The 13196-nt window shown below is 74.5% G+C and carries 9 protein-coding genes and 1 pseudogene; 3 read left to right on the plus strand and 7 right to left on the minus strand.

Going from position 1 to position 13196, the window contains the following annotated elements; genetic code table 11:
• Positions 1-77: 77 nt before the first annotated feature.
• From nirD to AB0M03_RS08545, 5 genes are all read right to left on the minus strand, one after another.
• Positions 78-431, minus strand: coding sequence for a nitrite reductase small subunit NirD (gene nirD, locus AB0M03_RS08525; RefSeq protein WP_363489867.1), 354 nt, complete (start codon positions 429-431; stop codon positions 78-80).
• Entirely contained in the window at positions 428-3049 is a 2622-nt protein-coding gene (gene nirB, locus AB0M03_RS08530) for a nitrite reductase large subunit NirB (RefSeq protein ID WP_363489869.1), read from the minus strand. Before nirB ends, nirD begins: the two co-directional genes overlap by 4 nt.
• Positions 3046-4365 carry an FAD-dependent oxidoreductase gene (locus tag AB0M03_RS08535; RefSeq protein ID WP_363489871.1) on the minus strand — a complete coding sequence of 440 codons (1320 nt, stop codon included), beginning with the start codon at positions 4363-4365 and terminating at the stop codon, positions 3046-3048. Before AB0M03_RS08535 ends, nirB begins: the two co-directional genes overlap by 4 nt.
• A 103-nt stretch (positions 4366-4468) precedes the next feature.
• Positions 4469-6235, minus strand: a complete 1767-nt coding sequence (locus AB0M03_RS08540; protein WP_363489873.1) for an ABC transporter ATP-binding protein — start codon at positions 6233-6235, stop codon at positions 4469-4471.
• Between the two features lie 106 nt (positions 6236-6341).
• Positions 6342-8423 (minus strand): molybdopterin oxidoreductase family protein, encoded by a 2082-nt coding sequence (locus AB0M03_RS08545; protein WP_363489875.1) that lies wholly within the window; start codon positions 8421-8423, stop codon positions 6342-6344.
• Positions 8424-8626: 203 nt separating this feature from the next.
• Here AB0M03_RS08545 and AB0M03_RS08550 point away from each other — a divergent pair, with 203 nt between their 5' ends.
• Positions 8627-9436, plus strand: a complete 810-nt coding sequence (locus AB0M03_RS08550; protein ID WP_363490056.1) for a CbiX/SirB N-terminal domain-containing protein — start codon at positions 8627-8629, stop codon at positions 9434-9436.
• Between the two features lie 153 nt (positions 9437-9589).
• Here the strand turns inward: AB0M03_RS08550 and AB0M03_RS08555 are convergent.
• A pseudogene (locus AB0M03_RS08555) lies at positions 9590-10792 on the minus strand (MFS transporter); the annotation flags it as partial.
• Positions 10789-11370 (minus strand): helix-turn-helix domain-containing protein, encoded by a 582-nt coding sequence (locus AB0M03_RS08560; protein ID WP_363489877.1) that lies wholly within the window; start codon positions 11368-11370, stop codon positions 10789-10791. The gene AB0M03_RS08560 and the pseudogene AB0M03_RS08555, both read right to left, overlap by 4 nt.
• 93 nt (positions 11371-11463) lie before the next feature.
• On the opposite strand from AB0M03_RS08560, the gene AB0M03_RS08565 reads away from it, so the two are divergent.
• Entirely contained in the window at positions 11464-11865 is a 402-nt protein-coding gene (locus tag AB0M03_RS08565) for a hypothetical protein (RefSeq protein ID WP_363489879.1), read from the plus strand.
• Positions 11866-11913: 48 nt separating this feature from the next.
• The gene (locus AB0M03_RS08570) at positions 11914-13194 is read left to right on the plus strand and encodes a deoxyguanosinetriphosphate triphosphohydrolase (protein WP_363489881.1); all 1281 of its coding nucleotides are present in this window, start codon (positions 11914-11916) and stop codon (positions 13192-13194) included.
• The last annotated feature ends 2 nt before the right edge of the window (positions 13195-13196 follow it).

The raw sequence follows: 13196 nt of genomic DNA on the forward strand, positions 1-13196 counted from the left end.
GACTGCGGACGGCCGGGCCGATCGGGGGCGGTGGTGGGGCGCTGCGGGCAGGCCCCGGGGTTCAGGCGCTCAAGGGCTCAGCTCTCGCCGAGGCGGGCGGTGTGCACCGGGATGCGCACCGTCTCGTCGTCGAGGCACTCGCCGGTCGCCAGGTCGAAGCGCTGCTTCAGGAGCGGCGAGGCGACGTACATCCGGCCGTCGGCGGTGGAGCCGACCAGGCCGCGGGAGAGCACGTACGCCCCGGTGAACGGGTCGCGGTTGGCCACCGCGTAGAGGCGGTCGGCGTGGTCGCGGAAGACGGCGGCCTGGGTGCCGTCCGGCAGCAGGACGGCGACGCCGCGGCCGGGGACGAGCAGCTCCCAGTCGCAGACGGTGGTCCAGGACCGGCCGGTCAGCAGCTCGACGCGGGTGGTGGTGGCGACGGTGGTCATCGGGTCTCCAGAAGCGCGTTGTCGGGGTCGAGGGCGGCGAGCAGTTCCTCCTCGGTGGCGAGGAGCACCAGGTCGGGCTTGATCTGGTCGCGCTCCGGGGTGAACCGGATGCTCGGGTCCGGGACGCCGGGGGCGTTGACGAAGGAGACGAAGCGCCGCATCCGGTCCGGGTCGGCGAGGGTGGCGGCCCACTCGTCCTGGTAGTCGGCGACGTGGTGGGCCATCAGGGCCTCCAGGTCGGCGCAGATGCCCAGCGAGTCGTTCACCACCACGTCGCGGACGTGGTCGAGACCGCCCTCGATGCGCTCCAGCCAGGTGGAGGTGCGCTCCAGCCGGTCGGCGGTGCGGATGTAGAACATCAGGAACCGGTCGATCAGCCTGATCAGCTGCTCGTCGTCGAGGTCCTGGGCGAGCAGGTCCGCGTGGCGCGGGGTGGCGCCGCCGTTGCCGCCGACGTACAGGTTCCAGCCGTTGGAGGTGGCGATGATGCCGAAGTCCTTGCCGCGGGCCTCGGCGCACTCGCGGGCGCAGCCGGAGACGGCCGACTTGAGCTTGTGCGGGCTGCGCAGGCCGCGGTAGCGGAGCTCCAGCTGGATCGCCATGCCGACGGAGTCCTGCACGCCGTAGCGGCACCAGGTCGAGCCGACGCAGGACTTCACGGTGCGCAGCGACTTGCCGTAGGCGTGGCCGGACTCGAAGCCGGCCTCGACCAGGCGGGACCAGATCTGCGGGAGCTGGTCGACGCTGGCGCCGAAGAGGTCGATCCGCTGACCGCCGGTGATCTTGGTGTAGAGGCCGAAGTCGCGGGCGACCTCGCCGATCACGATCAGCTTGTCCGGGGTGATCTCGCCGCCGGGGATGCGCGGCACGACCGAGTAGGAGCCGTTCTTCTGCAGGTTGGCCAGGAAGTGGTCGTTGGTGTCCTGCAGGGCGGCCTGCTCGCCGTCGAGGATGTGGCCGGAGGCCTCCAGCTCGGGGGCGAGCGAGGCGATGATCGAGCCGACGGTCGGCTTGCAGATCTCGCAGCCCTCGGCGCCCTCGGGGGCGCGGCCGTGCTCGGCGAGCAGCTGCCGGTGGGTGGCGATCCGCTTGACCCGGACGATCTCGTACAGCTCGGCGCGGGTGTGCGCGAAGCAGGGGCACAGGCCCTTGTCGACCTCGACGCCGGAGGCCTCCAGCTCGTCGGTGACGATGGTGGAGAGCAGCTTGATGCAGGAGCCGCAGCCGGTGCCGGCCTTGGTGCACTTCTTGACCTCGGGCACGGTGGTGCAGGAGTGCTCGGTGACGGCCGAGCGGACCTGGCCCTTGGTGACGTTGTGGCAGTTGCAGACCACCGCGTCGTCCGGCAGGGCGGAGGAGCCGAGCGAGACGGGGGCGCCGGCGCCGGCCGGGAGGACCAGCGACTCGGCGGGGACGGGCAGCGGGTTGCCGGTTCCGGCCAGCGGCCGGAGCGAGGAGTACGCCTCGGCGTCGCCGACCAGGATGCCGCCGAGCAGGGCGCCGTCGGCGGTGACGACGAGCTTCTTGTAGATGCCGGAGCGGGAGTCGGAGTAGACGACGTCCAGGGAGCCCTCGGTGGTGCCGAAGGCGTCGCCGAAGCTGGCCACGTCGACGCCGAGGAGCTTCAGCTTGGTGGAGAGGTCGGCGCCGGTGAACGGCTTGCAGGCCTCGTCGGCGAGCTGCTGGGCGACGGCCTGCGCCATCTCGTAGCCGGGGGCGACCAGGCCGTAGACCCGGCCGTCGACGGCGAGCGCACACTCGCCGATGGCGAAGACGTTCTCGTCGGAGGTCCTGCAGAGCTCGTCGACCGCGATGCCGCCGCGCTCGCCGACGGTGAGGCCGCAGTCGCGGGCCAGCTGGTCGCGGGGGCGGACGCCGGCCGAGAAGATCACCAGGTCGGTCTCCAGGTCGGAGCCGTCGGTGAAGGTCATGCCGCGGGCCTTGCCGTCCTCGACCAGGATGGTCTTGGTGCCGACACCGGTGTGCACGACGACGCCCATCTCCTCGATGGTGCGGCGCAGCGCCTCGCCGCCGCCCTCGTCCACCTGGACGGGCATCAGGCGGGGCGCGAACTCGACCACGTGGGTCTCCAGGCCGAGGCCCTTGAGCGCGCCGGCCGCCTCCAGGCCGAGCAGGCCGCCGCCGACCACCGCGCCGACGTTCGCGGTCGCCGCGTACGCCTCGATGGCCTCCAGGTCCTCGATGGTGCGGTAGACGAAGCAGCCCTCGGCGTCCTTGCCCTCGACCGGCGGCACGAACGGGTAGGAGCCGGTGGCCAGCACCAGGGTGTCGTAGCCGATCGTGTGGCCGGCCGCGGTGGTGACGGTCTTCGCCGCCCGGTCGATCGAGGCGACGGGGGAGGAGAGGTGCACCTCGAACCCGTGCCTGTCGGTGAAGCCCTCCTCGGCGAGCAGCAGGTCGTCGGCGGACTTGCCGGAGAAGTACGAGGTCAGTGCGACGCGGTCGTAGGCGTGCCGGGGCTCCTCGGCGAGGACGACGACCCGGTAGCGGTCGGCTGCGCCGGTGTCGGCCAGGGCTTCCAGGAAGCGGTGGCCGACCATGCCGTACCCGACCAGGACGACGGTCGGCTTGGTGGTGCTCATCGGGCTGGTGGTCATCGGGCGGGCCCTCCGGTGGTCGTGCTCTGGGTGGTGAGCAGGTGCAGCGGGTGTGCTGACAGGGCCTCGTCGCCCTCCCAGGTGCCGGCGAGGTCGCCGACGGTGTCGAGGTCGCCGAGCAGGACGCCGCCGACCAGGCGGTCGCCCCCCTGCTCGTCGCGGCGGACGATGACCTTGCGGTAGGTGCCGCGGCTGGCGTCGGCGAGCCGGACGACCCGGTCGTCCGGGCCGGCGGGCGCGGTCTCGCCGAAGGCCGCGAGGTCCAGCGGGGCGGAGTCCGGGCCGGTCAGGGTGAGCCGGGTGAGCAGCCGGCTGCCCCGGTACGGGGCGTCCTGGCCGGCCAAGAGGCGGGCGAGGTGGTCGGCCTGCGCGAGGGCGGGGCCGGCCAGTCCGTAGACGGTGCCGCGGTGTTCGGCGCAGTCGCCGAGGGCGTGGATCGCCGGGTCCGAGGTGCGCAGGTGGTCGTCGACGACGATGCCACGGCGGACTTCGAGCCCGGCGGCGGCGGCGAGGCCGGCGCGCGGCCGCACCCCGGTGGCGATGACCAACAGTTCGGCGTCCAGCCGGAAGCCGTCGGCGAGTTCGACGCCGGTGATCCGGCGGTCCTCGGTGAGCGCCGAGCGGACGCGGCACTCGGTGTGCACCTCGACGCCGAGTTCGGCGAGGTGGGCGCGGAGCAGTTCGGCGGCCTCCTCGTCGAGGTGGCGCTCCATCAGGTGCTCGCCCTGGTGGGCCAGCACCACCTGGACGCCGCGGGCGGCGAGCGCCCGGGCGGCGCTCACCCCGAGCAGTCCGCCGCCGACGACCACGGCCTGCCGGACGCCCGGCAGGTAGGCGTCGATCAGCTCGCAGTCGGCCATGGTGCGGAAGGCGAACACCCCGGTGGGGAGTTCTCCCCCAGCCTTGGCGGCTGGGAGGTGCCCCCATCGCTCGCGGCCGGTCAGGGCGTCGTCGAACAGGCCGCGCAGCGGCGGCAGCACCGGGTTGGAGCCGGTGGCGAGGACCAGGTGGTCGTACCCGACGGCGGCGCCGTCGTCGCACTGCACCAGGCGGTGCTCGCGGTCGATCCGGACGGCCCGGGCCTGGCGGCGCTCCACCTGCGGAGGGAGCGCCGCCAGGGCCGCGATGTCCGGGGCGTAGCGGCCGGCCAGCACGTCGGCGAGCAGCACCCGGTTGTACGGGGCGTACTCCTCCTCGGCGAGCAGCGTCACCCGGCCTGCGCCGTGGGCGGTGAGCTGCTGGGCGAGCCGGTGGCCGGCCATGCCGCCGCCGATCACCACGATCCGCGGCTCCGCTGTGCTGTCCGTTGCTGTCATGCCCTTGAGCATGCTTCCCGGAAGTTACCCGGCCGGGGCCGCTCTGTTTCACGAGCGGAAAGTCGAGCTCAGCGGCGTGCAGGCCCGGCTGTGAGCCCCCGGATCAGGCGAGCTGGGCGGCCTGCAGACCGGCGTACGCCCCGCCGCTGCGCAGGAGTTCGGCGTGCGAGCCGATCTCGGCGATCCTGCCGTGCTGCATCACCACGATCCGGTCGGCGTTCCTGATCGTGGAGAGCCGGTGCGCCACCACGAACACGGTGCGGCCCTTGACCAGCCGGGCGAGCGCCTGCTGCACCAGCGCCTCGGAGCGGGAGTCCAGGGCGGAGGTCGCCTCGTCGAGGATCAGCACCCGCGGGTCGCGGATCAGCGCGCGGGCGATGGCCAGGCGCTGCTTCTGGCCGCCGGACAGCCGGGCGCCGCGCTCGCCGACCACGGTGTCCAGGCCCTGCGGCAGCCGGTCGATGAACTCCAGCGCGTTGGCGTCCCGCAGCGCGTCCCGCACCGTCTCCTCGGGCACGTCCTTCATGCCGTAGGTGACGTTCTCCCGGATGCTGCCCTCGAACAGGATCGACTCCTGCGGCACCACCGACAGGAACTTGCGGTAACTGCGCAGGTCCAGCTGCTCCATGTCGGTGCCGTCCAGCAGGATGCTGCCCTCGCTGGGCCGCAGGAAGCCGATCAGCAGGTTCAGCACGGTGGACTTGCCCGCACCGGAGCCGCCGACCAGGGCGATCGTCTCGCCCGGCCGCACGGTCAGGTCGAAGCCGCTCACCGAGGGCTCCTCGCCGCCCGGGTAGGTGTGCCCGACGCCGCGGAACTCGATCCGGCCGGCGACCCGCGCGACCTCCGCCTTGCCGGAGTTCTCCTCCAGGTCGGGGGCCTGCAGCACCTCGCCGGCCGAGCGGACGGACTCCAGCCCCTTGCCGAGCTGCGGGGTCAGCGTCAGCAGGGTGGTGACCGAGCCGGTCAGGCTGGAGAAGTACGCGCTGAGCATCACCACCGCGCCCGGGGTGACGTCCAGCCAGCCGTAGTAGGCGACCAGCGCGGAGCCGGCCAGGCAGCCCACCCCGATCGCGTTGAGCAGGATCCAGGCGAGCGAGCCGAAGCGGCCGTTGAGCAGGTCCAGGCGCAGCCCGGCGTCCAGCACCCGGCCGAGGGTGCGGTCCACCCGGCGCAGCGCGGTGCGCTCCAGACCGTGCGCCCGGGTGATCGGGATCAGCGTGGTCATCTCGCCGATCCGGGAGGAGAGCTGCTCGACCTCCTGCCGGAAGGACTCGTTCTGGCTGCGCAGCCGCTCCCGGAGCCGGACGACCAGCAGCGCCGCGGCCGGCACGACCACCAGGAAGACCGGCAGGAAGGCCGGGGTCTGCACCCCGATGACGACCAGGCCGCCGGTGAGGGTGGCGATCGCGGCGAGCCCGTTGTCGGCGGTCTGCTGGGAGGCGTTCTCGATGCCCTCGACGTCGCGGATCACCTTGGCCTGCAGCACGCCGGCGCTGACCCGCGAGTGGTAGCCGATGGACAGCTGCTGCATCCGGTGGCACAGCGCGGAGCGCAGCCGGGTGCCCGTCCGCCGGATCGAGCCGTGCATCCAGTGCACGTACAGCAGGTGCAGCGGCAGGTTGAGCAGCAGGATCACCAGCAGCACCGCGGAGTTCCACCACAGCACGGACACCGGCCGGTGCCGGACCACCACGTCCACGATGTTCGCGGTGATCAGCGGCAGCAGCCAGACCGGCGCGTGCTTGGCGAAGAACACGGCGACCGCGAGGGCGACGCGCCCCCGGTCGGGCCGGAAGAGGTAGAGGAGGGTGCGGACGGGGTGCTCGCCGCGGTAGCGGTGGCTGAGCGGTCCCTGGGGCAGCGCCATGGACGGTTTCCTGGGGGAGGAGTTCGGTGCGGGGGATCGCACCATCCTGTCAGCGCCGCCGCGCCGCGGGGTGGCCGGAACCGGACACCCCCGGCCCCGGCACGCCTCACTCCGCCGCCGCCAGCGGCTCCACCCGCACCGCGCACGCCTTGAACTCCGGCATCCGGGAGACCGGGTCGAGCGCCGGGTTGGTGTGCAGGTTGGCGTTGGCCTCGCCCGGCCAGTGGAACGGCATGAAGACGGTGTCCGGCCGGATCGCGGTGGTGAGCCGGGCGGGGGTGACGGTCCGTCCGCGCCGGCTCACCACGGCGACCTGCTCGCCGTCGCGCACCCCGAGCTTCTCCGCGAGCCTCGGGTGCAGTTCGACGAACGCACCGGGGGCGGCCGCGTTCAGCTCGGCCACCCGGCGGGTCTGCGCGCCGGACTGGTACTGCGCCAGCACCCGGCCGGTGGTCAGGCGCACCGGGTACTCCTCGTCCGGCTCCTCACCCGCCGGCCGGTGGTGCACTGCGGTGAACCTGGCCCGCCCGTCCGGGGTGGCGAACCGGTCGAGGAACAGCCGCGGCGTCCCCGGGTGCTCGGACGACGGGCAGGGCCAGAACACCCCGTCCTCGGCGGCGATCCGCTCGTAGCTGATCCCCGCGTAGTCGGCGACGCCCCCGGCCGAGGCCCGGCGCAGCTCGTCGAAGGCCTTCTCCGGCTCGGTCGGGAAGCCCTCCCCGTGGCCCAGCCGCCCGGCGAGCGTGTGCATCACCTCCAGGTCGCTGCGCACACCCTCCGGCGCGTCCACGGCCTTGCGGCGCAGGATGACCCGCCCCTCCAGGTTGGTCATGGTGCCGGTCTCCTCGGCCCACTGGGTGACCGGCAGCACCACGTCCGCCAGCGCCGCCGTCTCGGAGAGCACCACGTCGCTGACGGCCAGGAAGTCCAGCGACCGCAGCCGCTCCGCCACGTGCGAGGAACGCGGCGCCGACACCACCGGGTTGGAACCCATCAGCAGCAGCGCCTTCACGTCCGTGCCGAGCGAGTCCAGCAGCTCGTACGCGCTGCGCCCGGGCCCCGGCAGCGAGTCCGGGTCGACGCCCCAGACCGCGGCGACGTGCGCGCGGGCCGCCGGGTCGTCCAGCTTGCGGTAACCGGGCAGCTGGTCGGCCTTCTGGCCGTGCTCGCGGCCGCCCTGGCCGTTGCCCTGCCCGGTGAGGCAGCCGTACCCGGCGTGCGGCCGGCCGGCGTTGCCGGTGGCCAGGCACAGGTTGATCCAGGCGCTGACGGTGTCGGTGCCCTTCGCCTGCTGCTCGGGGCCGCGCGCGGTGAGCACCATGCCGGTCGGCGCGTCGCAGAACAGCCGCACCGCCTCGCGCAGCTGCGGCAGCGGCACCCCGGTCACCGACTCGACGTGCTCGGGCCAGTGCGCCATCGCGGCCGCGCGGGTCTCCGCCCAGCCGGTCGTCCGCTCGGCGATGAACGCCTCGTCGGTGCGGCCCTGGGAGACCACCAGGTGCAGCATGCCGAGGGCCAGCGCCAGGTCGGTGCCGGGCCGCGGGGCCAGGTGCAGGTCGGCGAGGTCCGCGGTGCGGGTGCGCCGCGGGTCGACGACGATCAGCTTCCCGCCGTTCTCCTGCAGCTCGCGCAGGTAGCGGACGAACGGCGGCATGGTCTCCGCCGGGTTGCCGCCGACCAGGATCACGCAGCCGGCCCGCGGGATGTCCTCGACCGGGAAGGGCAGCCCGCGGTCCAGGCCGAAGGCCCGGATGCCGCCGGCCGCCGCCGAGGACATGCAGAACCGGCCGTTGTAGTCGATGGCGGAGGTGCCGAGCACCACCCGGGCGAACTTGCCCAGCAGGTACGCCTTCTCGTTGGTCAGCCCGCCGCCGCCGAACACCCCGACGGCGTCCCTGCCGTGCGTCTCGGCGGTGCCGGCGAGCGCCCCGGCGATCCGGTCCAGGGCCTCCTCCCAGGAGGCGGGGCGGAGCTCCCCGCCCGCGCGCACCAGCGGTGTGGTGAGCCGGGCTCCGGGGGCGAGCACCGCGGCGGCGTTCGCACCCTTGCCGCAGAGTGCGCCCAGGTTGACCGGGAACGCGGGCCGCTCCACCACGGAGACCGGCACGGGCCCGTCGGTGCGGCGCAGCCCCATTCCGCACTGCAGCGCGCAGTACGGGCAGTGGGTGTCGGTGGCGGCATCGTTCATGTCCGCCACTGTGCTACGGCGCTGTTTCACGGCGGCGGCCCGCAGGTTACGGCCCCCGCACACCGCCCTCACCGGCCGCCCGACCCGCTGTGAGGCCGCCCGTGCGGCCTCTCACCAGCACCGTCCGCGACTGTGAGGCCCGGGAAACCAGTCGTGACCACCGGGCAACGGCGGGGAAACAGCCGTGGGTGACGCTGGACGGCATGACGCCGCCCCCCACCCTCGCCGCCGCCCCCACGCCGCAGGCCACCGCAGAGCAGGCAGCGCCGCCGCGCGCCGCCGCCGTGCGGGTCCTGCACGCGCCCCGCCGCCCGGCCCTGGTGCTGGTCGCGCACGGCTCCCGCGACTCGGCCGCCGGCGCGGAGATCGCCCGTCTGCTGGACCGGCTGCGTGCCGCCAGACCCGAACTCGACATCCGCCTCGCCCACCTCGGCCTGAACGCGCCCCTCCTGCCCGAGGTGCTGGACGGGCTGAGCGGCCGGGCCGTCCTGGTGCCGCTGCTGCTCAGCCGCGGGTACCACGCCAAGGTCGACATCCCGGTCTCGCTCGCCGCCGCGCCGCAGGTCAGCGGCATGATCGCGGCCCCGCTCGGCCCGCACCCGCTGCTGGCGGAGGCACTGGCCGCCCGGCTGGCCGAGGCCGGCTGGCGCCGCGGCGCCGACGGCCGGGACGCGGTCGTCCTGGCCGCCTCCGGCTCGCGCGACGCCGAGGCCGCCCTGGACACCGAGGAGCAGGCCCGGCTGCTGGCACTGCGGCTCGGCGTCCCGGTGCGCCCGGGGTACGTCGCCGCAGGCGGCCCGAGCGTCGCGGAGGCCGTCGCCGGCTTCCACGCGGACGGCCTGCGGGTGGCCGTGGCCGGCTACTTCACGGCCCCCGGCGACTTCGCCCGCCTCGCCGCAGCGGCCGGCGGCGACCTCGCCTCCGAGGCCCTCGGCGCCCACGACGCCGTGGTCCGCCTCGTCCTCGAACGCTACCGCTCCTGCGTCCCGGCCCTGCTCCCCGCCGCAGCCTGACCCCGGGCCCGGCCCGACGCCGAGGGGGTTCGCCTCCCGCAGTTCCTCCGCCTCGCGCAGTTCCCCGCGCCCCTGAGCGGTGACCCCGCAGTCCGGGTGCGGCGCTGCGGCCTTCGGTCCGGTCGGCAGGTCGCGGCAGCCCCGTACCGGGGAGAACCAGAGGATCAGCCCCGCCAGCGGCACCCCCGCCGTCATCAGCCACATCGCCGGCCGCAGGCCGAGTTCGGTGCCGAGGAGCCCGGCGAGCACCGCACCGACCGGAATCGCCCCGAAGTTGAGCACCGCACTGCTGGCACTGAGCCGCCCGAGCAGCTCCGGCGGGCAGTACCGCTGCTGGAACGTCGACTTGACGACATTTCCGGCGACCACCCCGGCGGACACCGCGAACGCGCCGACCAGGTAGCACGCCAGTCCCGTACCCGGCGAGGTGAGCGGTACGAGCAGGGTGAGCAGCGGCAGGCCGATCTCGAACACCAGCATGGCCCGGGCGGTGCCGATCGCGGCGGCCACCCGCCGGGCGACGGCCGCGCCGGCGATCCCGCCCACCGAGCCGACCGCCACCAGGCTGCCCACCGCGCCGGGCGGCAGGTGCACCTCGCGGACGAGGAAGACCACCAGGATCGACTGGAAGCCGGTGAGGGCGAGGTTGCCGGCGGCGCCCCACAGCGTCAGGGTCCGGAACCAGACGTCGCCGAAGACCAGCCCGAGTCCGTCGCGGACCTCGCGCAGGAGCGAGCGCTCGCGGGCCGGCGGCAGGATCTCCCGGTGCCGGATCCGCGCGGTGCACCACAGCGAGAACACGAAGGTGACGGCGTTGGCGACCAGACCGCCGACCGGTCCGGCGAGTTGGGAGATCAGGCCGCCGGAGCCGAGTCCGGCGATGCCGGCGGCGGAGGCGCTGCCGTGCAGTTTGGCGTTGCCCTCGGCCTGGTCCGCCGCATCGAGCAGACCGGGCAGGTAGGCGGTGTACGCGGTCTGGAAGAAGACGCCGGCGATGCCGGTGCCGACCGCGACGGCGAGTAACTGGGCGAGGGTGAGCACGCCGGCCGCGGCGGCCGCGGGCACGGTGAGCAGCAGGGCCAGCGAGGCGGCGGAGGAGGCCAGCATGACCGGCCGGCGCCGCATCCGGTCCACCCAGACGCCGACCGGGAGGCCGAGGACGAGCCAGGGCAGCCAGCCGGCGGCGCCGAGCAGCGCGACCTGGAAGGTGGTGGCGTGCAGGGCGGTGACGGCGATCAGCGGCATCGCGAGTCCGGTGACGGCGGAGCCGAAGCGGTTGGCGGTCTCGCCGCCCCACAGCAGGCGGAAGTCGCGGTGGCGGCGGAGCAGTCCGCCGCGGCGGTCGTCGGCGCTCATTCGGCACCGCCCTCGGCCCGCGGGAGGGCCTGGATCTGCACGACGACGGGCCGGGCCAGCGGGTCGGGTTCGGCGTCGGGGTCGGGGGTGTGCCGGGCCACCACCTCGGTCAGCTCCTCGTGCAGGGCGCGGAGCTGGGCGGGGGTGAGCCGCAGGTTGTTCCAGTCGGTGATGGAGCCTGCGCCGCGCCATTCGCCGGTCCATTCGGCGGCGAGGGAGTCGGTGACCCGCCGGAACTGCGCCCGCAGCATCTCGTCGAGGTAGAGGGCGGCGGCGTCGCGGGCCTCGGGGTCGTCGGCGAAGTCGGTGGTGCTGAGCACGTTCCGGCTGCGGACGCGCCGCCACCAGCGCTCGCGGCGGGTGCCGCGGTCGGCGTCCTCCTCGATGAAACCGCGCTCGGCGAGCAGTCGCAGGTGCCAGCTGATGGTGCCGGTGCTCTCGCCGAGGCGCTCGGAGAGCCGGGCGGAGGTGGCGGGGCCGTCGGCGGCGAGGGCGTCGAGGATGCGGACGCGCAACGGGTGGGCGAGGGCACGGAGGCTGCGGGCGTCGATCCGTCGCGAGGGGTCGGGTGCGGTCATGGCTCCACCGTACATTGCAGAGGACTCTCTGCAAAGACTTCTCTGCAACATTGGACGGTGCGTCATCCGCCACCGCCGTGCGAGAGTTGGCCCATGGCCGACCCCGCAGGCACCGCCCCCGCAGGCACCGGACCCACCCGCCGCGCCGACCCCGTCCGGCTGCCCGACGCGCTGCGCTTCCTCACCGAACTCGTGGCCTGGGTCGCCGCCCCCTGGGCGCTCGCCGGCGTCTCGCCCTGGCTCTCCGCCGCCGCCCTCCTGCTGCTGATCGGCCTGCCGACCGTCCTCGCCACCCCCGGCGACAAGAAGCAGGTGATCGTCGCCGTCCCCGGGTACGTCACCGTCGGCCTCGTCCTGCTCCAACTCGCCGCCGCGGTCGCCGGGGCCTGGGCGGCCTGGCCCGCGTGGGCGGCCGTCCCCGCCACGGTCCTCGCCGCCGCCTGCCTGGTCACCGAGCAGCCCCGGTGGCGCCGCCTGCTGGCCGCCCGGCCGTAGCGCGGCGCATCCCTGGATGTCGGTCAGCGGGCGTACCGTGGCGGGTATATGGACGACACCACGCCGTACGACCCCAACGCCGAGGCCCGCTGGGTGCCCGAGCCGGACAAGCGCCCCGGCCGCACCTCCTTCCAGCGCGACCGCGCCCGGGTGCTCCACTCGGCCGCGCTGCGCCGACTCGCCGGCACCACCCAGGTGGTCGCCCCGCTGCAGAGCGACTTCCCGCGGACGAGACTGACCCACTCCCTGGAATGCGCCCAGGTCGGCCGCGAACTCGGTGCCGCCCTCGGCTGCGACCCGGACCTGGTGGAGACCGGCTGCCTCGCCCACGACATCGGCCACCCGCCGTTCGGCCACACCGGCGAGGAGGCGCTCGACCAGGCCGCCCGCGACTGCGGCGGCTTCGAGGGCAACGCCCAGTCGCTGCGCATCCTCACCCGCCTCGAACCCAAGCGCTTCGCCCCGGCGGACGAGACCCCCGTCCGGCTCGCCCCCCGGCCCGGCCGCAGCGTCGGCCTCAACCTCACCCGCGCCGCGCTGGACGCCGCCACCAAGTACCCGTGGGCCCGCGGCGAGCACCCCGCCGACCCGTCCTCCACCAAGTACGGCGTCTACGGCGACGACCTGCCGGTCTTCCGCTGGCTGCGGGCCGGCGCACCGGACGGCCGCAAGTGCTTCGAGGCCACCGTCATGGACTGGTCCGACGACGTCGCCTACTCCACCCACGACGTCGAGGACGGCCTCCAGGCCGGCCACATCGATCCGGACGCGCTGCGCTCCGCCGAGGAGCGCACCGAGCTGTTCAAGATCGCCGAGCGGTACGCCCCCGACGCCGCCCCCGCCGAGCTCGCCGAGGCCCTCGACCGGCTGCAGTCCCAGGAGTGGTGGCCGCGCAGCTACGACGGCAGCGCCCGCGCCCGGGCAAGTCTGAAGGACCTCACCAGCCAGCTCATCGGCCGCTTCTGCCTGGCCGCCGAGCAGGCCACCCGGGCCCGCTACGGCCCCGGCCGGCTCACCCGCTACGCCGCCGAACTGGTCGTCCCGCGCCCCGTCCGCCTGGAGTGCGCGGTGCTCAAGGCCGTCGCCGTCCGCTACGTCATGCAGCGCGACGAGCAGGCCCAGCTCCGCTCCCGGCAGCGGATCGTCATCGCCGAGCTCGCCGACGCGCTCACCCGCAGCGCCCCGCACGGCCTCGACCCGGTCTTCGCCGCCGTCCACGAGGAGGCCGAGGACGACCGGGCCGCGCTGCGCGCCGTGATCGACCAGATCGCCACCCTCACCGACGCCTCCGCCCTCGCCCTGCACGCCCGGCTCGTCGGGCCCCGCTGACC

The sequence above is a fragment of the Kitasatospora sp. NPDC051914 genome (assembly GCF_040680995.1).
Taxonomy (GTDB): domain Bacteria; phylum Actinomycetota; class Actinomycetes; order Streptomycetales; family Streptomycetaceae; genus Kitasatospora.

Coding starts and splice junctions, on each gene's coding strand:
- nirB (WP_363489869.1), bottom strand. CDS start 3,049: ATGACCACCAGCCCGATGAGCACCACCAAGCCGACCGTCGTCCTGGTC.
- AB0M03_RS08570 (WP_363489881.1), top strand. CDS start 11,914: ATGGACGACACCACGCCGTACGACCCCAACGCCGAGGCCCGCTGGGTG.
- AB0M03_RS08540 (WP_363489873.1), bottom strand. CDS start 6,235: ATGGCGCTGCCCCAGGGACCGCTCAGCCACCGCTACCGCGGCGAGCAC.
- AB0M03_RS08565 (WP_363489879.1), top strand. CDS start 11,464: ATGGCCGACCCCGCAGGCACCGCCCCCGCAGGCACCGGACCCACCCGC.
- nirD (WP_363489867.1), bottom strand. CDS start 431: ATGACCACCGTCGCCACCACCACCCGCGTCGAGCTGCTGACCGGCCGG.
- AB0M03_RS08560 (WP_363489877.1), bottom strand. CDS start 11,370: ATGACCGCACCCGACCCCTCGCGACGGATCGACGCCCGCAGCCTCCGT.
- AB0M03_RS08545 (WP_363489875.1), bottom strand. CDS start 8,423: ATGAACGATGCCGCCACCGACACCCACTGCCCGTACTGCGCGCTGCAG.
- AB0M03_RS08550 (WP_363490056.1), top strand. CDS start 8,627: ATGACGCCGCCCCCCACCCTCGCCGCCGCCCCCACGCCGCAGGCCACC.
- AB0M03_RS08535 (WP_363489871.1), bottom strand. CDS start 4,365: ATGACAGCAACGGACAGCACAGCGGAGCCGCGGATCGTGGTGATCGGC.